Source organism: Pseudomonas arvensis, assembly GCF_056688935.1.
Map to the genome: position 1 here is coordinate 675,373 of NZ_CP162038.1, position 21,510 is coordinate 696,882.

Consider the following 21,510-nt stretch of genomic DNA (forward strand, 5'->3'; position numbering starts at 1 on the left):
AAGCCCGCTCCCACATTGGATAGGTGGTGTTTAGAAAAGGGTGATTGCCTGTAGCAACGCTGGCACTGCCGTAAACTCCAGATCCACCGCCGCCAACACCGGCCGCTTCAACACCAGCACCGGCACCCCGCGCTCGCGCGCCACTTCCAGCTTCGGCTCGGTAGCCGTGCTGCCGCTGTTCTTGCTGATCAGCACATCAATCCCGCGCCGTTCAAACAACTCCCGCTCGTTTTCGATCAAAAACGGCCCACGTGCGCCGATCACTTCACAGCGCTCATTGCCCGGATACTCATCAAGTGCCCGCAACGTCCAGAACTGGTCGGAGGGGATTTCATCGAGGTGCTGCAACGGCTCTCGGCCCAACGTGAACAGCGGCCGCTTGAAGGGTTTCAAGGCTTCAATCAGCTCGGCCCAATCACCGACCTCTCGCCAATCATCCCCGGCCAGGGGCTGCCACGCCGGGCGACGCAATGCCCAGCACGGTACACCGCTCAACTGTGCTGCCTCGGCGGCATTGCGGCTGATCTGCGCGGCATACGGATGGGTTGCGTCGAGCATCAGGCTGATCCCCTCATCCCGGACAAACCGCGCCAAGCCCTCTGCGCCACCATAACCACCGACCCGCACTTGGCAGGTCAGATCGGTCGGCACCCGCCCAACCCCGGCCAGGCTGTAGATATGTTCCGGGCCCAATGTCCGGGCGATGGCCAGCGCTTCGGTCACGCCGCCCAGCAGCAAGATGCGTTTCATAGCGGCTTGACCACTTCCAGCAGCGTAATCGGCAACGCCTGGCGCCACGTATCAAACTCCCCCAACGGCTGGGCCTGGGCTACGTGAATGCGCGTCAGCTCACCGCCATGTTGAGCGCGCCAGTTCATCAAGGTCATTTCACTTTGCAGGGTCACGGCGTTGGCCACCAATCGCCCACCGGGCCGCAGGTGCTGCCAGCAGGTGTCGAGTACGCCCTCACGGGTGACGCCGCCGCCGATAAAGATAGCGTCGGGTGCGGTAAGGCCATGCAACGCCTCAGGGGCTTTGCCACGAATCAACTGCAAACCGGGCACGCCGAGGGCATCGCGGTTGTGTTCGATCAGGCCTTGGCGGCCTTCGTCTGCTTCAATCGCCAAGGCGCGGCAGCTTGGGTGCGCACGCATCCATTCGATACCGATTGAGCCACTGCCCGCGCCCACGTCCCACAGCAGTTCGCCGGGCATAGGGGCGAGGCGGGCGAGGGTCATGGCGCGTACATCGCGCTTGGTCAGTTGGCCGTCGTGCTGGAAGGCGCAATCGGGCAAGCCCGCGAGGCGCGACAGACGCGGTGTGTCGCTGGAGGCCAGGCAGTCGATGGCGACCAGGTTCAAGTCGGCAACCGAGGCGTGCTGCCAATCCTGGGCCAAACCGTCAATGCGCCGTTCATCCGCGCCGCCCAAGTGTTCAAATACCGTCAATCGGCTGGGCCCGAACCCGGATTCGGCCAACAACGAAGCAATCAACGCAGGGCTGCCGCCGTCATTACTCAGCACCAATAAGCGCACGCCCGTGGCCAGATGTGCATTGATCGCCGCCACTGGCCGGGCGACCACGGACAGTGTCACCACCTCCTGCAACGGCCAGCCCAACCGCGCTGCCGCCAACGACACCGACGACGGTGCCGGCAAAATCAGCAGTTCTTCAGCCGCCACCTGCCGCGCCAGACTGGCTCCCACGCCATAGAACATTGGGTCGCCGCTGGCCAGCACACACACTGGCGTGCCGCGTTGTGCCAGCGCCGGCTCCAGGGAAAACGGGCTCGGCCACACCTGGCGTTCCCCCCGAATACACACCGGCAGCAGGTCCAACTGGCGCTGAGCACCTATAATCCGCGTGGCGCGCAACAGGGCATGCCGGGCATTTCTGCCCAGGCCCTTGAAGCCGTCTTCACCGATGCCTACAACCGTCAGCCAGGGCGACATATCAATTCCTTGAACGACATCCGACGGGCAGGCTTTTCATGCCGCCGGACAAAGCAGGCATAATACCGCGCCTTTACCTGTGAACCGGTAGCCCCGTGAACCCAACGCCCACTCTGAATACCTTGCGCCCCTCGGCTTGTCCGGGGTTGCTGCGTATTGTCCAGGCGTTGGATGGCGGTATCTGCCGGATCAAATTGGCCGGTGGCTCGATCACCAGTGCGCAAGCCGACGCCGTGGCCGAAGCCGCCCAGGCCTATGCCGGCGGGGTGATCGAGGCGACCAACCGCGCCAATCTGCAAATACGTGGGATCGGCGCCGGGCAGGATGCGCTGATTGCCAGGCTGCTGGCCGCAGGCCTCGGCCCGAGCAACGCTGGCGGTGACGATGTGCGCAACCTGATGCTCAGCCCCAGCGCCGGTATTGACCCGCAGATGCTGTTCGACACCCGCCCGTTGGCCGGGCAGATCCTCGCCACCCTGCAAAACCACCCGCGTTTCCATGCGCTGTCGGCCAAGTTCGCCGTGCAGTTGGATGGCGGCGAGGATCTGGCGATGCTCGAACATCATCACGATCTGTGGCTCTCGGCGTTCGCGCGCAATGGCGAGACGCTGCTCGCGTTCGGTCTGGCCGGCTGTCCTGGGCTGGATGCGCCCCTGGCAGCGGTGCCATTGGAGCAGGGCCACGCACTGGTGGTGGCGGTGCTGGACGCCTTTCTCGACCTCGCCACCCCAGAACAAACGCGCATGCGCCATTTGCCTGTGGATAACTTGCTGAGCCATCTGCGCCTGCCGCTGCTGCCGGTCGACGGCTTCAAACGCCCGCCCAGTGGCGCCTTGCTGCACCTCGGGACTTATCCACAGGCGCAGAAGAATCAATTCTATGTCGCGGCCATCGCCCCTTTGGGTCGCCTGGATCCGACGATGCTCAGGGGCGCCGCACAACTCGCTCGCGACTACGGTGACGCCACCTTGCGCTTCACTCCCTGGCAAGGCGTGCTGCTGCCCAACGTCGAAAAACCTCACGCCGTGAGTGAACGCCTGGCGCAACTGGGCTTTCTCTGTTCCATCGACCAACCCCTGGCGCGCCTGACCGCCTGCACCGGCTCCAGCGGCTGCGCCAAGGCACTGGCCGACACCAAGGCCGACGCCCTGCAACTGGCCGTGCTGCAAGCCGGGCATGACGTGCATCTGACAGGCTGCCCACGTTCCTGCGCCGCCGCGCACACCGCGCCAGTCACCCTGCTGGCGGTGAGCCCAGGCCACTACGACCTCTATTTTCGCGATGCAGCCCACCCGGGTTTTGGCCGGCTGCACGCGCGCACTCTTTCCATTGAAGCGGCGGGCGCCCTGTTGCGCGCTTGTCCACGGAGCAACACCGATGATTGATTACATCCGCGACGGTCAGGAGATCTATCGCAACTCCTTCGCCATTATTCGAGCGGAAGCCAAGTTGGACCGCATCCCGGCCGATCTGGAAAAACTCGCGGTGCGGGTGATTCATGCCTGCGGCATGGTCGATGCCATCGACGGCCTGCAATTTTCCGAAGGTGCGGGCAAGGCCGGGCGCGATGCGCTGGCCGCTGGCGCGCCGATTCTGTGTGATGCGCGGATGGTCTCCGAAGGCGTGACCCGCACGCGCCTGCCGGCCAACAACGCGGTGATCTGCACCCTGCGCGACGACAGCGTGCCGGAACTGGCGCGGGAGCTGGGCAATACCCGCTCCGCTGCCGCCCTGGAGCTGTGGCGCCCGCACCTGGAAGGCAGTGTGGTGGTGATCGGCAACGCGCCGACCGCGTTGTTCTACCTGCTGGAAATGCTCGATGCGGGCGCGCCGAAACCGGCGTTGATCCTCGGTTTCCCGGTGGGTTTTGTCGGCGCCGCTGAATCCAAGGCGATGCTGGCCGCTGACAGCCGTGGGGTGCCGTTCGTGATCATGCAAGGCCGCCTGGGCGGCAGTGCCATGGCCGCCGCAGCGGTCAATGCGCTCGCCACGGAGGTGGAATAATGCCGGCACGCGGACGTTTGATCGGTCTGGGCGTGGGCCCCGGCGACCCGGAACTGATCACCCTCAAGGCCCTGCGCCTGCTGCGTGAATCGCCGGTGGTGGCGTACTTCGTGGCCAAGGGCAAGAAGGGCAACGCCTTCGGCATCATCGAGGACCACCTCGTGGCGCAACAGACCCTGATGCCACTGGTGTACCCGGTGACCACCGAGGCACTTCCGGCGCCGCTGTCCTACGAGCAAGTGATCAGCGATTTTTATGACACCGCCAGCGTCGACGTGGCCGCGCATCTGGACGCCGGTCGCGATGTGGCGGTGATCTGCGAAGGTGATCCGTTTTTCTACGGTTCCTACATGTACCTGCATGACCGTTTGGCCGAGCGCTACGAAGCCCAGGTTGTTCCGGGCGTGTGCTCGATGCTCGGCGGCGCTTCGGTGCTTGGCGCACCGTTGGTGTATCGCAACCAGAGCCTCTCCGTGCTGTCGGGCGTGTTGCCTCACAATGACCTCAAGCGCCGCCTGGCGGATGCCGACGCGGCGGTGATCATGAAGCTGGGTCGCAACTTCCCCAAGGTGCGCCAGGTGTTGGAAGAACTCGGCCTGGCCGAGCGCGCGCTGTATGTGGAGCGCGCCACCATGGCCAACCAGAAGATCGTGCCGCTGGATCAGGTCGACCCGTCGTCGTCACCGTACTTCTCGCTGATCATCGTGCCCGGTGAACGGTGGCAAGGGTGATGAGTCCGGCGATTGTCATCCTCGGCCAGGGCAGCCTGGCGACCGCGCGCAGGATCCAGCAGGTTTACCCTGGCGCCGTGATCCACGGCTTGGCCGGGCGGGTTGACGGTGCGGACCAGGCTTACAGCGACTTCGGCGCCACCCTGCGTCAGTTGTATCAGCACGGCACACCGCTGATTGCGCTGTGCGCGGCCGGTATCGTCATCCGCACCTTGGCTGCGCTGCTGCTGGAAAAAGGCGAAGAACCGGCCGTGCTGGCCGTTGCCGAAGACGGCAGTGCCGTGGTGCCGCTGCTCGGCGGCCTGGGTGGCGTGAACGTGATGGCGCGGGACATTGCGGCCGCACTTGATGTGGCCGCTGCGATCACCACCAGTGGCGAACTGCGCTTCGGCACCTGCCTGCTCAACCCGCCGGCCGGTTATGAGTTGGCGGATCTGGAGTTGGGCAAGCGCTTCGTCTCCGACCTGCTGGCCGGCGAAAGCGTACGTATCGAAGGCGCGGCGCCGTGGCTGGGTCAAGCGAATTTGCCCCAGGACCAGCAAGCGCGCCTGGCGATTCACGTAGGCAGCGCCGAGCGCGTGCCGGCTGCCAATGAATTGCTGATCTATCCGAAGACGGTGTCAGTCACCTGCAAACCGGGTGTGGAGTTGGCTGCGCGGGTGCGAGCGGCGTTGCATGACGCAGGCATCGCCGTGCAATCCCTGGCGTGCCTGCTGGCCAGCGACACGCAGATGGCCGAGGCGTCGCTGCATGAAGCCGCATCGGCATTGGCGGTGCCGCTGCGTTTCGCCAGCGTTATTCAGGATGCCGACATCGTGATTGACGTCGCCGAGCAGCCGTTGAACCTGTCGCAGGTGGGCCGCCCGCGTGGCCGCCTCGCCGTGATCGGCCTCGGCCCCGGCGCCGCCGAGTTGATGGTGCCGGCGGTGAAGGCCGAACTGGCGCGCTGCACCGATGTGTTGGGCTATGAAACCTACGTGCGCATGGCCGGGCCATTTCGCGACGATCAGATTCAGCACTGCACCGACAACCGCGAAGAAATGCAACGCGCACGCCATGCCTTCGAACTGGCCGCTCAGGGCCGTTCGGTGGTAGTGGTGTCGTCCGGTGACCCTGGCGTGTTCGCCATGGCGGCGGCGGTGATCGAGGCGTTGCACGAGTCCAGCGATCCGGCCTGGCATCAGGTCGACCTGGAAATCCTGCCAGGTGTCTCGGCCTCCCTGGCCACCGCTGCCCAGGCGGGCGCGCCGCTGGGGCATGACTTCTGCGTGATGTCGCTGTCGGACAACCTCAAGCCGTGGTCGATCATCGAAAAACGCCTGGACCTCGCGTCCCAGGCCGACCTGGCCCTGGCGTTCTATAACCCGATTTCGCGGTCACGGCCGTGGCAACTGGGCCGTGCCCTGGAAATCGTCGCGTTGCACCGCACGCCGCAAACACCGGTGGTGCTGGGCCGCGATATCGGCCGACCGGGTCAGACCTTGCGTGTCACTACCCTGGGGCAACTCACTCCGGACCAGGTGGACATGCGCACCATGGTGCTGATCGGCTCGTCCACCACTTGCACATTCGCGCGAGCCGGTGGTGGTGAGTGGGTCTATACGCCACGCTGGTATGGTGAGAAACCCATCTCCTGAAAATGGCCTGCTGGCTGTCAGAAAGCTCCGAATAACACAGGGATTACTCTGCTGTTGTTCGGGGCTTTTTCTTTTTTGTGCGACGAAAAAACGAAGGCTCGCAGGTGTCCCGTGTGATTGCTGGGCGCTGGTTTCAGGTGTGTTTTGCCAAGGGATGTTTGTCGCCTGGAACGCGCATCGGCCACTGGACTAGTGTGCAGGTAAGCCCCATGTGGGGTGCTTGTGGAGAACCGAAAATGGAGCAACATCACAGAAGGATCAACAACACAAAACGGCGCAAGTTGATTGCCGCCTACACATTACCGAGGGCGCCTGGCGCGCAACCCTCATTGCCGCCGCTCGACACGGGGGACGACTGCAACGCGGCAGTGGTCAACAACAGTGTGATGTCGTTCGCCGAGGGGCTGTCGGGCCTGAACCGGGAATACATCCGCAAAAGCTACCTGTTGGCCAGCAGTTACGTCAGTGATGTCTTGAAGACCCCGCGAGGTACCGAGGCCTGGTACGACGAATTTATCAAGGTGATGATCAGCCTGGGCTGGCTGCCGGTGCGCAGCCGTTTCGAGCGGGTTTCACATTCGGGTAAGGGCCTGTCGGTGCAATTGGCGGCCCTGAACATCATCGCCACGATGCTGGCGTCGATGTCGGTTTCGGGGCCATTGGTCGCAGCGCTGCCGAAACTGGCGGCCGATGCGTTGGAGGCCATGAAGCAGCAACCGGCGTCCTTCGAGTTGTTCAGGCGCAACAGTACGCTGCACCAGGGCGGTGATTTCGGCCTGGCGTCCTGTGTCGAAGCGGGCGGCGAATTGACGATGGTGCTGGTGACCTACAGCACCCAGAGCGTGAGCAAACAGGTGGGATTGCCGTTCCTTGAGTGGGACAGCGCTTCGGTCGAGGCCTTCAGCGGGCAGACCTGCCTGGTGCTGAGCACCTCGGTGGTCAACGAAAAAACCATCCAATTGATGCGCGAGAGTGCGGGCGACAAGGTGCAGTCGGCGATTGCCAAGTACCGGATCTAAGGCACCAGATAACCCCGTACGCCGGTAAAGATAATTTGCGCGGCAAGGGCGCACACAAACAGGCCCATCAACCGGCTGACAATCTGCAGGCCCTGGTCACCGAGAATCCGTTCGATACGGTTGGACAGATACAGCACCACGCCAACCGTGAGGCTGGCCAGGGCGATGCTGAGGATGGCGGTGATCTTGTCATCCCAGTGCGGCTGGCTGACGCCCATCACCAACAACGCACCGATGGTGCCGGGGCCGACGGTGAGGGGAATGGTCAGCGGTACGATGGTCACGTCCTGCTGCACATTGTCGGTCTGCACCGCTGACTTGCCTTGGGCCATGCCCAGGGCCGAGATAAACAACACACTGCCGGCGCCGATGCGAAACGCATCCACGGTGATGCCGAACACACTGAAAATCACCCGGCCGAACAGGTAGAGCAGCACACTCGACACCAGGGTCGCCAACGCTACCTTCCAGGCCAGTCGCCGGCGTTCTTTGCTGGAGTAGCCACGGGTCAGGCTGATAAAGCAGGACAGCACGAAGAACGGGCTGTAGAGCACCAGCATTTTCAGGTAGACGCTGAATAACACGTGGAGCATGGAGGTAGCTCGCGGCAGGAAAAGTGTGGAGAGTCTATCAGGCGGTACGCTCCAGGTCAGGAAGGCGCGTGCTCCGCCCGCTGTTGACGCTGCGCGACCCAGAATTCCACCAGCTCACGCAACTGCGACAACTCCACCGGCTTGGCCATATGCCCATCCATCCCAGCCTGGCGCGCGCGTTCTTTGTGTTCCGAAAGGATATGCGCCGTGAGCGCCACCACCGGTGTGCGAATGCGCTGGTGGCTGACTTCCCACGCCCGCAGCTGCTGGGTGGCCGAGAAGCCATCGAGGATCGGCATTTCACAGTCCATCAATACCAGGTCATAACGCTGGGCCTTCATCGCCTCCAGCGCTTCTTCGCCGTTGCTGGCGGTGTCCGGATTGAGGTTGAGCTTGCCGAGCATGCCGCGAATCACTTTGGTGGAGATGCTGTTGTCTTCGGCGACCAGGATCTTGAAATCGCTGGGCACGGTAATCGCCGCCGGGGCGTTGAGTGAGACGCGCAGCGCCACGCCGCCTTTGCTGCGCTGGTTCAGCTCATCGGCCAGGGTGGTCTTGAGGGTGTAACCGGCGACCGGCTTGGCGAGGATGCGTTTGATCCCACAGTTGCGCGCGATGATCTTGCTTGGCGCGTTGCTGATGCCGGTGAGCATGATCAGCAGGATGTCGTGGTTCAGGCTCGGGTCTTCCTTGATCTTTGCCGCCAGTTGCATGCCGGTCATGCCGGGCATGTTCTGGTCCAGCAGCACGACGTCGAAGTAGTCGCGCAGGTGCGCCTTGGTGCGCAGCAAGGCCAGGGCTTCCTTGCCTGAGGGCACCGCGCTGACGTTCAGGCCCCAGGCGGTGCATTGCTGCACCAGCACTTTGCGGCAGGTGTCGTTGTCGTCCACCACCAGCACGCGGGCGTCCTTGAGCGGGCCATCGAGGTCGGAGGTGGGGTGCTCCAGGCGTTCCGGGTCCAGTGGCAGGGTCAGCCACAAGGTACTGCCCTGGTGACTGCCGCTCTTGATACCGAATTCGCCGTTCATCAACAGGATCAGTTGGCGGGCGATCACCAAGCCCAGGTGGCCGCTCAGACGGGTGGCCGAGAGGAAATTCTTGCTGTGCAGTTCGCTGTGCAGGAGTGCGTCGCGCTCGGCGGCTTCCATCGGCAGGCCGCTGTCCTGCACGGCAATGCGCAGGCGGGGCTTGGTGCTGCGGTCGTCCAGGGCGACCACGATCAGGACTTCGCCTTCATCGGTTTTGTGCAGGGCGTTTTCCAGCAGGCTCAGCATCGCCTGGCGCAGGCGCGTCGGGTCCCCGCTGATGACGCGCGGCACCTGGGGCTGGATAAAACTGATCAGCTCGACATTCTGCTGCTCGGCCTTGGCGCGGAAGATGCTCAGGCAGTCTTCGATCAGGGCATTGAGGTCGAACTGCACGTCATCCAGTTCGATCTGCCCGGATTCAAGCTTGGAAATATCGAGGATTTCATTGATCAGTGTGAGCAGCTCGTTGCCGGCGCTGTGGATAGTCTGCACGTAGTCGCGCTGCTTCACCGACAGCGGCGTGCCCAGCAGCAACTCGGTCATGCCCAGCACGCCGTTCATGGGGGTGCGTATTTCGTGGCTGATCTTGGCCAGGAACTCGGCCTTGGCGGCGATCTCGGCATTGCTGGCGGCCAGGTCGCGGCTGAGGCTGAAACGGGCCTCGACAATCGCACGCTGGCGTTCGCCCAGGGCCAGGCTCATCAACAAGCCACTGAGGCAGATAAACGCCAGCAGCGTGATGATCAACCCCTGAGGCGACACCATCGTCAGGCCCAGCAGGGCTGGGAGGATGATCAGCGTGCCAATGTTGAACACCACCATGCCCGCCACGAACAAGCGCGCCGGGCGGTAGCCTTTCTGCCAGTGATAAGCCGAGACAAACAGCATGCTCAGGCCGGCCAGGGCCACCAGGGCGTAGGTGATGATGTTCAGCGGCAGGGTGTTGACGAACAACAGCAGCAGGCCGCACAGCACGATAAACAGGATGTCGGCCATCAACACTTTGTTCAGCGGGTGCGGGCCCAGGGGCATGAAGAAACGATAGGCGAACATCAGCCCGCACGGCGCGGTCAGCAGCAAGGCCAGGTAGGCGCCGGGGGTCTGGATCGCATGCCAGTTCGGTAGCCATGGGCCTACCAGGTTGAGCAGCAGCGCCAGGCTGAGCATCAACAGCAGTTCACAGGCCGCCAGCCACAGGCTGCTGCGCGAGCGGTGGTAAGCGAAGCGCGAGAGGTTGTGCAGGATCAGCATCAGCAGGCAGCCGAACAGCAGGCCGTAGATCAGCGTCTGGGTCTGGTCGGCGGCCGCCAGCACGGCCGGTTCCAGGGTGATATAGGGACGCAGTTCGTGTTCCGAGACCAGGCGCAGGTAGACGTCGAGAGGCTTCTGGCTCTGGGGCATTGGCAGCATGAAATCGCTGCTGGGTAGCGGGCGTTCCGCCTGGGGCTGGCGGGCGCCGGTGCTTTGTTGCTCGACCAGGCTGTCGCCGTCCAATACATACAGGCTCAGGTGCGACAGGTCCGGGGCGAATACCCGCAGCACTTGCTCGTGCTTGCCGGGCTGCAGCTTGAAACGTACCCACAACGCACCGTCGGGCTGCGCAGCGGTCACGCGGTCCAGTTCGATGGGGCTGAATTGATTGGTGTAGCGCGGGGAACGGATGTCGCTCAGTTGCAGGTCGGCCTGTTCATCAAGCAATACTGCCCAACCACTGCCTTGTGCAGCGGCCTGGGCCGGGAACAAGCAGAGCAGTGTCAGCAGGCTGACAGTGAAACCTATGGCGATCCTGAGCCAGCGCACGGCGAAATCCCTTCGTAGGTTGATGCACGGGTTAACTATGCGCGGGGAGGCCTGTAGACGGCAAGGGCCAGAGGCCCTTGCCTAACCGAACGGATAGCTAGTGTTACTGAGTTTCGCCACGTTCACGGGCAATGGCGCGGTAGCCGATGTCCGTGCGGTAGAAGCAGCCTTTCCAGTCGATCTTCTTGGCCAGTGCATAAGCCTGTTGCTGCGCAGCGTCGACACTGGCGCCCATTGCGGTAGCGCACAGTACACGACCGCCGGCCGTCACAACCTTGCCATCCTTGAGCGCGGTGCCCGCATGGAACACCTTGCCTTCCAGCGTTGCGGCAGCATCGAGGCCTTCGATCACATCGCCTTTGGCGTAGTCGGCAGGGTAACCACCGGCCGCCAGCACAATGCCGACGCTCGGGCGTGGATCCCATTGTGCTTCAACCTTGTCCAGGGCTTGCGCCAGGGCGGCTTCCACCAGCAGGACCAGGCTCGATTGCAGGCGCAGCATCACCGGTTGGGTTTCCGGGTCGCCGAAGCGGCAGTTGAACTCGATGACTTTCGGGTTACCGGCCTTGTCGATCATCAGGCCGGCGTACAGGAAACCGGTGTACACATTGCCTTCGTCGGCCATGCCGCGCACGGTCGGCCAGATCACCAGGTCCATCACACGCTTGTGCACGTCTGCGGTGACCACCGGGGCAGGGGAGTAGGCACCCATGCCGCCGGTGTTCGGGCCAGTGTCGGCGTCGCCGACGCGTTTGTGGTCCTGGCTGGTGGCCATCGGCAGCACATTCTTGCCGTCGACCATCACGATAAAACTGGCTTCTTCGCCGTCGAGGAATTCCTCGATGACCACACGCGAACCGGCTTCACCAAAGGCATTGCCGGCGAGCATGTCGCGCACGGCGTCTTCGGCTTCCTGCAAGGTCATGGCAACGATCACGCCTTTGCCAGCGGCCAGGCCGTCGGCCTTGATCACGATCGGTGCACCTTTTTCACGCAGATAGGCCAGGGCCGGCTCGATCTCGGTGAAGTTCTGGTAGTCGGCAGTCGGGATCTTGTGACGCGCCAGGAAATCCTTGGTGAAAGCCTTGGAGCCTTCCAGTTGTGCAGCGCCAGCGGTCGGGCCGAAGCAGTCCAGGCCACGGCTGCGGAACAGGTCCACAACGCCAGCGACCAGAGGGACTTCCGGGCCGACGATGGTCAGGGACACATTCTTTTCAGCAAAGTCGGCCAGTTGTTCAAGGGCCAATACGTCGATGGCGACGTTTTCGCACTTGGCTTCAATGGCGGTACCGGCGTTGCCGGGAGCGACGAAAACTTTCTGGACGCGCGGGTCCTGGGCAACTTTCCAGGCCAGGGCGTGTTCACGGCCACCGCTGCCAATGATCAATACATTCATTTCAAAAACCTCAAATTCTGTAAGGCGCTGCACGAGCGCTTCAGTGTGGAGCTGAACTTATGTAGTGAGCGGGCTTGCCCCGCGCTGGGCTGCGAAGCAGCCCCAATCAACAAGAACGCAGGGCATCAGATACGGCGCGGATTGCTGTTTTGGGGCCGCTTCGCAGCCCAGCGCGGGGCAAGCCCGCTCACCACAAAGCCCTTTCCCACATTTGGATCAGTGACGGAAGTGGCGCATGCCGGTGAAGACCATGGCAATGCCGGCTTCATCAGCAGCGGCAATCACTTCAGCATCACGCATCGAGCCGCCCGGTTGGATCACGGCGGTCACGCCGGCCTTGGCGGCATTGTCCAAACCATCACGGAACGGGAAGAACGCATCGGATGCCATCACCGAACCTACAACCTGCAGGCCGGCGTGCTCAGCCTTGATCGCGGCGATACGCGCCGAGTTCACGCGGCTCATCTGGCCGGCGCCGACGCCGATGGTCTGGCGGTTCTTGGCGTAGACGATGGCGTTGGATTTAACGTATTTGGCCACTTTCCAGGCGAAGATCAGGTCGTTGATCTCTTGCTCGGTCGGGGCGCGCTTGGTCACGACTTTCAGGTCTTCGCTGCCGATCATGCCGATGTCGCGGCTCTGTACCAGCAAGCCGCCATTGACGCGCTTGTAGTCCCAGGCTGCAGCGCGGTCAGCCGACCATTCGCCACAGGCCAGCAGGCGCACGTTGGCTTTTGCGGCAACAATGGCGCGCGCTTCTTCGCTTACCGAAGGGGCGATGATCACTTCAACGAACTGACGCTCGACGATGGCCTTGGCGGTCTCGGCGTCCAGTTCACGGTTGAAGGCGATAATGCCGCCGAACGCCGACTCGGTGTCGGTGGCGTAGGCCAATTCGTACGCCTGGCGGATGCCGCCTTCAGCGTCCGGGCTCACGGCCACGCCGCACGGGTTGGCGTGCTTGACGATCACGCAGGCCGGCTTGACGAAGCTCTTCACGCATTCCAGCGCGGCATCGGTGTCGGCCACGTTGTTGTAGGAAAGTTCTTTGCCTTGCAGCTGGGTCGCGGTGGCGATGCCCACTTCGGCAGGCTTGGCTTCCACGTAGAACGCCGCGCTCTGGTGCGGGTTCTCGCCGTAGCGCATTTCCTGGGCCTTGATGAACTGGCTGTTGAAGGTACGCGGGAACTGGCTGCGGCCTTCTGTGCTGAGGGTTTCGGCGGCCTGGTTCACGGTGCCCATGTAGTTGGCGATCATGCCGTCGTAGGCGGCGGTGTGTTCGAACGCCTTGAGCATCAGGTCAAAGCGCTGGGCGTAGGTCAGGCCGCCGGCTTTCAGGCTTTCGAGCACTTGGGTGTAGTCGCTGGCGTTGACCACGATGGCCACGTCTTTGTGGTTCTTGGCGGCCGAGCGCACCATGGTCGGGCCGCCGATATCGATGTTTTCGATAGCGGTCGGCAGGTCGCAGCCTGGCTTGTTGATGGTGGCTTCGAACGGGTACAGGTTGACGGCCACCAGGTCGATCGGCTTGATGCCGTGCTCGGTCATGATGGCGTCGTCGATACCGCGACGGCCAAGGATGCCGCCGTGGATTTTCGGGTGCAGGGTCTTGACCCGACCGTCCATCATTTCTGCGAAACCGGTGTAGTCCGCGACTTCTACTGCGGCCACGCCGTTGTCCTGCAGCAGTTTGAAGGTCCCGCCCGTGGAGAGGATTTCCACGCCCAGGGCTTCCAGCTCCCGGGCAAATTCGAGGATCCCGGTCTTGTCGGAGACACTGATCAAGGCGCGGCGGATCGGCAGGCGGGTAGTCTGGTCGGTCATTTCAATTTCCATCAAAAGCAAAGGAGTCAGCAAAAAAGGCGACCGGTTTTACGCGGGCGCCTTTCTGGTTTGATTGAATGCTTACAGCAAATCGTATTGCTTGAGCTTTTTGCGCAAGGTGCCACGGTTGAGGCCCAGCAGCTCACTGGCTTTGGTCTGGTTGCCCTTGACGTAGTTCATCACGCATTCGAGCAAGGGCGCCTCGACTTCGGAGAGCACCAGGTTGTACACGTCCGTGACGGAAGCGCCCTCAAGGTGGGCGAAATAATTATGCAGCGCCTTCTCGACACTCCCGCGAAGGGTCTGGCCTTCTTCGCTCGGCGTGTTGAGGTGCTGTTTCAAATTGACGTTGTCGCTCACGGGTGTTGTTCCACTCACTAAAGTCTCGGTCATCATCGTCATGCGGCCACCCCTTCTCCGTCCCCTGCTCTCAGGCTCTTGTCTCGTTCGGCAAAAAACTCACGAACGGCGGTGACCTGTGCTTGCGTTTCATCCAAACGATTGAATCCGGCGCGAAACTCCCTGGCGCCCGGCAGGGTTGCGAGATACCAACCCACATGCTTGCGAGCAATGCGCACGCCCATCACATCCCCATAGAAGGTGTGAAGTGCAGCCAGATGCTCAAGCAGAATACGTTCCACTTCGACCAATTCCGGCCCCGGCAAGACTTCACCGGTACGCAGGAAATACTCGATCTCACGAAAAATCCACGGGCGCCCTTGGGCGGCCCGGCCAATCAACAAGCCATCGGCACCGGTTGCGTGCAGTACGCGCCGGGCTTTTTCGGCTGAGTCGATGTCGCCATTGGCAAACACCGGCATCGACACCGCCTGCTTGATCGCGGCGATGGTGTCGTACTCGGCTTCACCGGTATACAGATCGGCGCGTGTGCGGCCATGGACCGCCAGCGCTGTAATACCTGCCTGTTCGGCGATCTTCGCCACCGTCAGGCCGTTCTTGTTGTCCCGGTCCCAGCCGGTACGGATCTTCAGGGTTACCGGCACATCCACTGCGGCGACAACGGCCTGCAGGATCTCGGCAACCAACTGCTCATCTTTCAATAGCGCGGAACCGGCGGCCTTGTTGCAGACCTTCTTGGCCGGGCAGCCCATGTTGATGTCGATGATCTGTGCGCCCAACTCCACGTTGGCTCGGGCCGCATCCGCCAGCATCTGCGCATCACCGCCGGCGATCTGTACCGAGCGGGGCTCGGGATCACCTTCGTGGATCATGCGCATCCGCGATTTGCGGGTGTTCCACAAGCTCATGTCGCTGGTGACCATTTCCGAGACTACAAGACCCGCGCCCAAACGTTTGCACAGCTGACGAAAGGGCTGGTCGGTGACACCCGCCATCGGGGCGAGGATCAAGCCGTTCTGCAATGTGTATGGGCCGATGCGTACCGCCGACATAGGACTTCCCTGTTGTGGGGCCGGATCATTAGAGTTCGAAAAAGGGTTGGCATGATACCCGCTCTCGATGACTGGATAAAGGCTGGATTGGATAAAATCTGAACAGTTATTTCTTTATCGCCGCCGGTTTGGATGCGCGGCGCCAAGTCAATAATCCACCGTCAAGCTTCGGTGAGTGGGTCGGTTCACTCGGGCGAGTGGAAGCTCAGGCTGTAATTCACGGCTTTGTTGCCCGGATCCAGGATGTCCAGGGAGATATGGATCGGGGTCTGCGATGGCATTTCGCTCACGCCGGCCAACTCGCCGCTGAGGTATTCGGCGGGTTTGAAGCGACGACTGGCAATCAGGCCGCCATTGAGGTCGGCAAAACGCAGCTCCAGCAGGGGGAAGGGCTGGGAGAACGTCGCGCGGTTGTAGATGATTGCATCCACCACCAGCGCCCCGGCGAATTCCGGGTGGCTGCGCACTACCAGGTTGCTGCTCTTGATGTGGGCGATATCGACCCGTGATGGCACCTTGCAGCCCAGTGTGGGGCACAGTTGCTGGAACCACGGGCGGTAAGCGTCCTGGCGCGCCAGGTCGTCGAACTGGTAGGCGATGTATTGGCCTGCCAACCCCGCGGCGGCGATCAGCACCAGCAGTATCCAGATTAAGCGGCGGCCCCAGCCCTGTGGGCGCTTTTGCGCGTACAGGTGCAGCGGGTCGTCTTCGAGGTCCTGGAGCAGTTCGTCGTGAACGCCGGCGTCGGGGCGCGGGCGCTTGCGACGCAACTGGGGGCGCTCCTCGGGTTCCGGCTCGTCCGCCGCCTGGGTGAGCGGGGTGAACGGTGGGTCGAGGTCTTCATCTTCGGGGGCTGCACGCAGTGGCGGCTCGTCGTCGATATCGTCGATGTGCTGCGACATGGACGGCTCGGTGCGCTGCTTTGTCGCAGGGGCGTTGCTCGGTTCCGACTCGTCTTCCGGGGCTTTGGTACGCTCTTCAGGCGGATCGCTGAACAGGCTGGCCGCCCATTTTTCTTCTTCGGCCTTGACGGTTTCGCGGCTGGCGCTGAGGGCGTCTTCCTTCTGGCGGCGCTCTGCACCCGGTTGGCGACGTTCCGCGCCCACGGGCAGCGTGTGCTGAATCTCGCGGCGCTCCAGCTTGGCCAGTTCTTCGTCCAGGTCCAGGTTGTCGAGGTCCAGCTCTTCGGCGGTCCACTGTTTCTGGCTGATGGCGCGGGGCGCCTCAGGGGGCAGCGCGATTTCCGGTTGTTCAGGCGCCGGGGCCTGGGCGCGCTGCTCCAGCAGCTGGCGAGCCGCGTTGAACACTTGCAGGCACGAGCCGCAGCGCACCACGCCACGGGCCACGCTCAATTGAGCGTGGTTGACGCGAAAGCGTGTTTGGCAATGCGGGCACTGGGTGACGAAACTGTCGGTCATGCGGCCATCCGATTCAGGCAAGCGCTCATTCTAGCGCCGACGCCCGCTGATGCGTACCCAGCCATCGCGGTTGGCGATCGGATCCAGCTCGAAATCCTGAGCATACGCGGCAGCAACGTCTTCGCCTTGCTCGGCGAGGATGCCCGACAGCGCCAGGCGCCCGCCCGGCTTGACCAGGCTCGACAGTTGCGGCGCCAGGGAAACCAGCGGCCCGGCGAGGATATTCGCCACCAGCACATCGGCCTGGACCTGCGGCAGGTCTTCAGGCAGGTAGAGTGGGAATTTATCTTCAGGAATATGGTTGCGCCCGGCGTTATCGCGCGAGGCTTCCAGGGCCTGCACGTCGATGTCGGTGCCCACGGCTTGCTTGGCGCCCAGCAACAGCGCGGCAATCGCCAGGATCCCCGAGCCGCAGCCGAAATCCAGCACGTGGCTGTCGGTCAGGTCCTGGCCGTCGAGCCATTCCAGGCACAGTGCGGTGGTGGGGTGGGTGCCGGTGCCGAACGCCAGGCCTGGGTCCAGCAGCAGGTTCACCGCATCAGGCTCTGGTGCGGCATGCCAGCTCGGTACGATCCACAGGCGCTGGCCGAAACGCATCGGCTGGAAGTTATCCATCCAGCTGCGTTCCCAGTCCTGGTCTTCGATCACTTCGCTGTGATGCTCGGGCAGCGGGCCACCGGTGAGCAGCTCCATATGGGCCAGCACGGCGGCAGCATCGGTGCCGTCTTCGAACAGGGCCAGCAGGTGGGTGTGGGACCACAGCGGAGTGGTGTTGAGTTCCGGCTCGAAAATCGGCTGGTCTTCGGCGTCCATGAAGGTCACCGAGACGGCGCCCACTTCGAGGAACGCGTCTTCGTAGGTTTCGGCTTGTTCTGGGCTGATGGCGAGACGGACTTGCAGCCAAGGCATGGCGGGCACCTTTGAAAAAATGAGTGTGCGACGGCAGGGTCGCGAAAGGGCGCAAGTTTACGCGAGAGCAGGGCATAAGACGACTGTACTGACTGAACACAAATCAAATGTGGGAGGGGGCTTGCCCCCGATTGCAGTGTGTCAGTATCAATATCTGTAACTGATCCACCGCTATCGGGGGCAAGCCCCCTCCCACATTTGTACTGCGTATGGCCTGAAAGTTGGGGCCCGGAAACAACAAAGCCGCCCGAAGGCGGCTTTGTTGGGTGGAGCACTTACTGGTCGGCCAGTTTGTGTTCCAGGTAGTGAATGTTCACACCACCTTCGCAGAAGCCTTCATCACGAACCAGGTCCCGGTGCAGTGGGATGTTGGTCTTGATGCCGTCGACCACGATTTCGTCCAGGGCGTTACGCATACGGGCCATGGCCTCGTCGCGGGTCGCGCCCCAGGTGATCAGCTTGCCGATCAGGGAATCGTAGTTGGACGGAACCTTGTAGCCGCTGTACAGGTGCGAATCCACACGTACGCCGTTGCCGCCGGGCGCGTGGAAATGCTTGACCAGGCCAGGACTCGGCATAAAGGTTTTCGGGTCTTCGGCGTTGATCCGGCACTCCAGGGAGTGGCCGTGGATCTTCACGTCGGCCTGGGTGAACGACAGCACGTTGCCAGCGGCGATGCTCAGCATCTCCTTGACGATGTCGATACCGGTGACCATCTCCGAAACCGGGTGCTCTACCTGCACGCGAGTGTTCATCTCGATGAAGTAGAAGCGGCCGTTTTCGTAGAGGAACTCGAAGGTGCCGGCGCCACGATAGTTGATATCGATGCATGCCTTGACGCAGCGAGCCAGCACTTCTTCGCGGGCTTGCTCATCGAGGCCCGGTGCCGGTGCTTCTTCCAGTACCTTCTGGTGACGACGTTGCAGCGAGCAATCGCGGTCGCCCAGGTGGATGGCGTGGCCCTGGCCGTCGGACAGTACCTGGACTTCCACGTGACGTGGGTTGGTCAGGTACTTCTCCAGGTAGACCATCGGGTTGCCGAACCAGGCGCCCGCTTCGGAGCGGGTCTGCTTGGCGGCTTCGATCAGGTCTTCTTCCTTGTGCACCACACGCATGCCGCGACCACCACCGCCACCGGCGGCCTTGATGATCACCGGGTACCCGACTTCGCGACCAATGCGCAGCGCGGTTTCCTCGTCTTCCGGCAGTGGGCCGTCGGAGCCAGGAACGGTTGGCACGCCGGCCGCGATCATGGCGTCCTTGGCCGAGACCTTGTCGCCCATCAGGCGAATGGTTTCGGCTTTCGGGCCGATGAAGGCAAACCCGGACTTTTCCACCTGTTCGGCGAAATCGGCGTTTTCCGCGAGGAAGCCGTAGCCAGGGTGGATGCCATCAGCGCCGGTCACTTCAGCAGCGGCGATGATGTTCGAGACTTTCAGGTACGAGTTCGTGGCCAGTGGCGGGCCGATGCAGATGCTTTCGTCCGCCAGTTTCACGTGCATCAATTCGGTATCGGCCGTCGAGTAAACAGCGACGGTCTTGATGCCCTCTTCCTTACAGGCGCGCAGGATCCGCAGCGCGATCTCGCCGCGGTTGGCGATCAGGACTTTTTGCAGTTTCTTCGCAGGTTTCAACATCGAAGGCGCTCCGCGGTTCAAACGATGGTGAACAGCGGCTGGTCGTACTCAACCGGCTGACCGTTTTCTACCAGGATGGATTCGATGACGCCGGCTTTTTCAGCGGTGATGTGGTTCATCATTTTCATCGCTTCAACGATGCAAATGGTGTCGCCCACTTTCACGGTCTTGCCGACTTCAACGAAGGCTGGCGAGGTCGGAGCCGGGGTGCGGTAGAAAGTACCGACCATTGGCGACTTGACCACGAAGCCGTTCAGAACAGGCGCGGCCGGGGCAGCAGGTGCAGCAGCGGCAGCGGCTGGCGCGGCGGCAGGTGCAGCAGCCGGAGCCGGTGCTTGCATCTGTGGCGCGTAGAACTGTTGAGCCGGGGTCTTGCTGTGGCGGCTGATCCGTACGGACTCTTCGCCTTCCTTGATTTCCAGCTCGTCGATGCCGGACTCTTCCAGCAGTTCGATCAATTTCTTAACTTTACGGATATCCATGAATCATCAACTCCCAAGGGTCGGTCAGGGGCGCTTGGCCGGTTGTTCAAGTTGTTCCAGGGCGGCCTCCAGGGCCAGTCGGTAACCGCTGGCGCCAAGGCCGCAGATCACACCTACCGCTACGTCGGAGAAGTAAGAGTGATGGCGGAAAGCTTCGCGTTTATGCACGTTCGATAAATGCACTTCGATGAATGGGATGCTCACCGCCAGCAGCGCGTCACGTAATGCAACACTTGTATGCGTAAAAGCGGCGGGATTGATCAGGATAAAGTCCACGCCTTCGCCGCGCGCGGCATGGATGCGATCAATCAATTCGTACTCGGCATTGCTTTGCAGGTAGAGCAGATGGTGGCCGGCAACACGAGCCCGCTGCTCCAGATCGAGGTTGATCTGATCCAGGGTCACAGCCCCGTAGACGCCCGGTTCGCGGGTGCCAAGCAGGTTCAGGTTGGGTCCGTGAAGAACCAGTAAGGTCGCCATCGGCTGTTCCTTGTTATTGATGGGAGTACGGCAGAACCCGGCGACTATGCCGCAAAGCCTTTGTGACTGTCCAGTTCTATGCAGTAGGCAGCACGATTAGCGAGGATTGCGCAAAATTTGTGACTGGGGCCTTAGATCTGGTCATCGAGATCAAGTGTGGGAGGGGGCTTGCCCCCGATAGCGGTGCATCAGCCAACACATGCAGTGGCTGACACTCTGCAATCGGGGGCAAGCCCCCTCCCACATTTGATCTTCATAGGGCGCGGGATTGGGTCATACGCGAAAGGCTTGGACTGCGGTGTTGAGCTGCCCACCCAGCACCAGCAGATGCTCTCCCTGGCTACGCCCTTGCCCGATGCGCAGCAAATTATCCTCACCCAATTGATGAATCCGCTCGCTGTTATCGCGAATCTCACTCACCGCGCCACTCTGCTGCGCGGTCACGTCGGCAATCCGCACAGCCGTGTCGGAAATGGTCTGGATCGCCCCGACGATTTCATCCAGCGCTCCATCCGCCGCCTGGGCTTGCTGGGCGGTGGCTTCGGCGTGTTCGACCTGGGCGCGCATGCCTTCCACTGACTGGTGGGCTGCGTTTTGCAGGCCGCTGATCAAGCCCTGGATCTCTGCGGTGGCGCCGGCGGTGCGTTGGGCCAGGGTGCGTACTTCGTCGGCGACCACCGCAAATCCACGTCCGGCCTCGCCGGCGCGGGCGGCTTCGATGGCGGCGTTGAGGGCCAGCAGGTTGGTCTGGTCGGCAATCGAGCGAATCACCGTGAGCACGCCGCCGATGGTGGCGGACTCTTCAGCAAGTTTCTCGATCATCTGTGCGTTTTGCTGCACTTCGCCGACCAATGCATGCAAACCGGTCAGGCTCAGACCGATCACCCGCTGGCCTTGTTCCACTGCCTGGCCCGCGCTGCGGCTGGCGCTGGCGGCCTGGCTGGCATCGCCGGTCACTTGCTGGATGGTGGCTTCGAGTTCGCCCAGGGAATCGCGGATCTGCGCGGTGTCCCCGGCCTGGCGTTCGGCGCCGTCGTGCAGGCCGCTGCTCAGTTCGGCGAGGGCGCGGCTGCTGCCGGCCACTTCTTCGGCATTGCCGCGAATGGTGCCCACCAAGTCCACCAGGTAGGCGCGCAAACGGTTGAGGGAGGCTTCGATGTCGTGCAGTTCGCGGTTGGTCTTGCCCAG

Annotated in this window: 18 protein-coding genes and 1 pseudogene; 5 read left to right on the top strand and 14 right to left on the bottom strand. The window is 62.5% G+C overall.

All coding sequences use genetic code 11. From position 1 onward, the window contains the following. Positions 1 to 30: 30 nt before the first annotated feature. Together AB3G88_RS02990 and cbiE are read right to left on the bottom strand one after the other, a co-directional pair. Positions 31 to 750, bottom strand: a complete 720-nt coding sequence (locus AB3G88_RS02990; protein ID WP_480453147.1) for a cobalt-precorrin-6A reductase — start codon at positions 748 to 750, stop codon at positions 31 to 33. Then, a complete protein-coding gene (gene cbiE / locus AB3G88_RS02995; protein ID WP_400527952.1) occupies positions 747 to 1,952 on the bottom strand; it encodes a precorrin-6y C5,15-methyltransferase (decarboxylating) subunit CbiE in 1,206 nt (401 codons plus the stop codon). Before cbiE ends, AB3G88_RS02990 begins: the two co-directional genes overlap by 4 nt. 95 nt (positions 1,953 to 2,047) lie before the next feature. Between cbiE and cobG the strand changes: the two genes are divergently transcribed. From cobG to AB3G88_RS03020, 5 genes are all read left to right on the top strand, one after another. Next, positions 2,048 to 3,337 carry a precorrin-3B synthase gene (gene cobG / locus AB3G88_RS03000; RefSeq protein WP_480453150.1) on the top strand — a complete coding sequence of 430 codons (1,290 nt, stop codon included), beginning with the start codon at positions 2,048 to 2,050 and terminating at the stop codon, positions 3,335 to 3,337. Beyond that, a complete protein-coding gene (locus AB3G88_RS03005) occupies positions 3,330 to 3,956 on the top strand; it encodes a precorrin-8X methylmutase (protein ID WP_099583613.1) in 627 nt (208 codons plus the stop codon). The genes cobG and AB3G88_RS03005 overlap by 8 nt, the downstream gene beginning before the upstream one ends. Beyond that, a complete protein-coding gene (locus tag AB3G88_RS03010; RefSeq protein ID WP_480453152.1) occupies positions 3,956 to 4,687 on the top strand; it encodes a precorrin-2 C(20)-methyltransferase in 732 nt (243 codons plus the stop codon). Before AB3G88_RS03005 ends, AB3G88_RS03010 begins: the two co-directional genes overlap by 1 nt. Next, positions 4,687 to 6,324 (top strand): precorrin-3B C(17)-methyltransferase, encoded by a 1,638-nt coding sequence (gene cobJ / locus AB3G88_RS03015; RefSeq protein ID WP_480453154.1) that lies wholly within the window; start codon positions 4,687 to 4,689, stop codon positions 6,322 to 6,324. The genes AB3G88_RS03010 and cobJ overlap by 1 nt, the downstream gene beginning before the upstream one ends. Before the next feature lie 236 nt (positions 6,325 to 6,560). Beyond that, positions 6,561 to 7,343 carry a hypothetical protein gene (locus AB3G88_RS03020; protein WP_099583610.1) on the top strand — a complete coding sequence of 261 codons (783 nt, stop codon included), beginning with the start codon at positions 6,561 to 6,563 and terminating at the stop codon, positions 7,341 to 7,343. Here the strand turns inward: AB3G88_RS03020 and AB3G88_RS03025 are convergent. From AB3G88_RS03025 to AB3G88_RS03080, 12 genes and pseudogenes are all read right to left on the bottom strand, one after another. After that, the gene (locus AB3G88_RS03025) at positions 7,340 to 7,936 is read right to left on the bottom strand and encodes a type III secretion system genes modulator TspR (protein WP_003217330.1); all 597 of its coding nucleotides are present in this window, start codon (positions 7,934 to 7,936) and stop codon (positions 7,340 to 7,342) included. The two genes, AB3G88_RS03020 and AB3G88_RS03025, sit on opposite strands and share 4 nt — an antisense overlap. A 56-nt stretch (positions 7,937 to 7,992) precedes the next feature. After that, positions 7,993 to 10,764, bottom strand: coding sequence for a hybrid sensor histidine kinase/response regulator (locus tag AB3G88_RS03030; protein ID WP_099583609.1), 2,772 nt, complete (start codon positions 10,762 to 10,764; stop codon positions 7,993 to 7,995). Positions 10,765 to 10,867: 103 nt separating this feature from the next. After that, positions 10,868 to 12,160, bottom strand: coding sequence for a phosphoribosylamine--glycine ligase (purD, locus tag AB3G88_RS03035; RefSeq protein WP_158878521.1), 1,293 nt, complete (start codon positions 12,158 to 12,160; stop codon positions 10,868 to 10,870). A gap of 216 nt (positions 12,161 to 12,376) precedes the next feature. Beyond that, complete coding sequence (gene purH, locus AB3G88_RS03040; protein ID WP_099583607.1) at positions 12,377 to 13,984, bottom strand: bifunctional phosphoribosylaminoimidazolecarboxamide formyltransferase/IMP cyclohydrolase; 1,608 nt, start codon at positions 13,982 to 13,984, stop codon at positions 12,377 to 12,379. Positions 13,985 to 14,065: 81 nt separating this feature from the next. Beyond that, entirely contained in the window at positions 14,066 to 14,386 is a 321-nt protein-coding gene (gene fis, locus AB3G88_RS03045) for a DNA-binding transcriptional regulator Fis (RefSeq protein ID WP_032890623.1), read from the bottom strand. Beyond that, positions 14,383 to 15,396 (bottom strand): tRNA dihydrouridine synthase DusB, encoded by a 1,014-nt coding sequence (dusB, locus tag AB3G88_RS03050; protein ID WP_480453158.1) that lies wholly within the window; start codon positions 15,394 to 15,396, stop codon positions 14,383 to 14,385. The genes fis and dusB overlap by 4 nt, the downstream gene beginning before the upstream one ends. Before the next feature lie 185 nt (positions 15,397 to 15,581). Further along, positions 15,582 to 16,814 (bottom strand): DUF3426 domain-containing protein, encoded by a 1,233-nt coding sequence (locus AB3G88_RS03055; RefSeq protein ID WP_112193213.1) that lies wholly within the window; start codon positions 16,812 to 16,814, stop codon positions 15,582 to 15,584. A 30-nt stretch (positions 16,815 to 16,844) separates the two neighbouring features. Continuing rightward, on the bottom strand, positions 16,845 to 17,723 hold the full coding sequence (gene prmA / locus AB3G88_RS03060; protein WP_099583603.1) for a 50S ribosomal protein L11 methyltransferase: 879 nt from the start codon (positions 17,721 to 17,723) through the stop codon (positions 16,845 to 16,847). A gap of 275 nt (positions 17,724 to 17,998) precedes the next feature. Next, positions 17,999 to 19,360: an acetyl-CoA carboxylase biotin carboxylase subunit gene (gene accC / locus AB3G88_RS03065; RefSeq protein ID WP_112193217.1), complete on the bottom strand. Its 1,362-nt coding sequence runs from the start codon at positions 19,358 to 19,360 to the stop codon at positions 17,999 to 18,001. Positions 19,361 to 19,377: 17 nt separating this feature from the next. After that, the gene (accB, locus tag AB3G88_RS03070; protein WP_112193219.1) at positions 19,378 to 19,842 is read right to left on the bottom strand and encodes an acetyl-CoA carboxylase biotin carboxyl carrier protein; all 465 of its coding nucleotides are present in this window, start codon (positions 19,840 to 19,842) and stop codon (positions 19,378 to 19,380) included. 24 nt (positions 19,843 to 19,866) lie between these two features. Next, the gene (gene aroQ / locus AB3G88_RS03075) at positions 19,867 to 20,322 is read right to left on the bottom strand and encodes a type II 3-dehydroquinate dehydratase (protein ID WP_099583600.1); all 456 of its coding nucleotides are present in this window, start codon (positions 20,320 to 20,322) and stop codon (positions 19,867 to 19,869) included. A 273-nt stretch (positions 20,323 to 20,595) separates the two neighbouring features. Continuing rightward, positions 20,596 to 21,111, bottom strand: a pseudogene (locus AB3G88_RS03080) (methyl-accepting chemotaxis protein); the annotation flags it as partial. Between the last annotated feature and the right edge of the window lie 399 nt (positions 21,112 to 21,510).

What these genes read in the sequence shown, in the direction of transcription:
- AB3G88_RS02990 (WP_480453147.1), bottom strand. Translation starts at nt 750, where the DNA reads ATGAAACGCATCTTGCTGCTGGGCGGCGTGACCGAAGCGCTGGCCATC.
- cbiE (WP_400527952.1), bottom strand. Translation starts at nt 1,952, where the DNA reads ATGTCGCCCTGGCTGACGGTTGTAGGCATCGGTGAAGACGGCTTCAAG.
- AB3G88_RS03005 (WP_099583613.1), top strand. Translation starts at nt 3,330, where the DNA reads ATGATTGATTACATCCGCGACGGTCAGGAGATCTATCGCAACTCCTTC.
- AB3G88_RS03010 (WP_480453152.1), top strand. Translation starts at nt 3,956, where the DNA reads ATGCCGGCACGCGGACGTTTGATCGGTCTGGGCGTGGGCCCCGGCGAC.
- cobJ (WP_480453154.1), top strand. Translation starts at nt 4,687, where the DNA reads ATGAGTCCGGCGATTGTCATCCTCGGCCAGGGCAGCCTGGCGACCGCG.
- AB3G88_RS03020 (WP_099583610.1), top strand. Translation starts at nt 6,561, where the DNA reads ATGGAGCAACATCACAGAAGGATCAACAACACAAAACGGCGCAAGTTG.
- AB3G88_RS03025 (WP_003217330.1), bottom strand. Translation starts at nt 7,936, where the DNA reads ATGCTCCACGTGTTATTCAGCGTCTACCTGAAAATGCTGGTGCTCTAC.
- purD (WP_158878521.1), bottom strand. Translation starts at nt 12,160, where the DNA reads ATGAATGTATTGATCATTGGCAGCGGTGGCCGTGAACACGCCCTGGCC.
- purH (WP_099583607.1), bottom strand. Translation starts at nt 13,984, where the DNA reads ATGACCGACCAGACTACCCGCCTGCCGATCCGCCGCGCCTTGATCAGT.
- fis (WP_032890623.1), bottom strand. Translation starts at nt 14,386, where the DNA reads ATGACGATGATGACCGAGACTTTAGTGAGTGGAACAACACCCGTGAGC.
- dusB (WP_480453158.1), bottom strand. Translation starts at nt 15,396, where the DNA reads ATGTCGGCGGTACGCATCGGCCCATACACATTGCAGAACGGCTTGATC.
- AB3G88_RS03055 (WP_112193213.1), bottom strand. Translation starts at nt 16,814, where the DNA reads ATGACCGACAGTTTCGTCACCCAGTGCCCGCATTGCCAAACACGCTTT.
- prmA (WP_099583603.1), bottom strand. Translation starts at nt 17,723, where the DNA reads ATGCCTTGGCTGCAAGTCCGTCTCGCCATCAGCCCAGAACAAGCCGAA.
- accC (WP_112193217.1), bottom strand. Translation starts at nt 19,360, where the DNA reads ATGTTGAAACCTGCGAAGAAACTGCAAAAAGTCCTGATCGCCAACCGC.
- accB (WP_112193219.1), bottom strand. Translation starts at nt 19,842, where the DNA reads ATGGATATCCGTAAAGTTAAGAAATTGATCGAACTGCTGGAAGAGTCC.
- aroQ (WP_099583600.1), bottom strand. Translation starts at nt 20,322, where the DNA reads ATGGCGACCTTACTGGTTCTTCACGGACCCAACCTGAACCTGCTTGGC.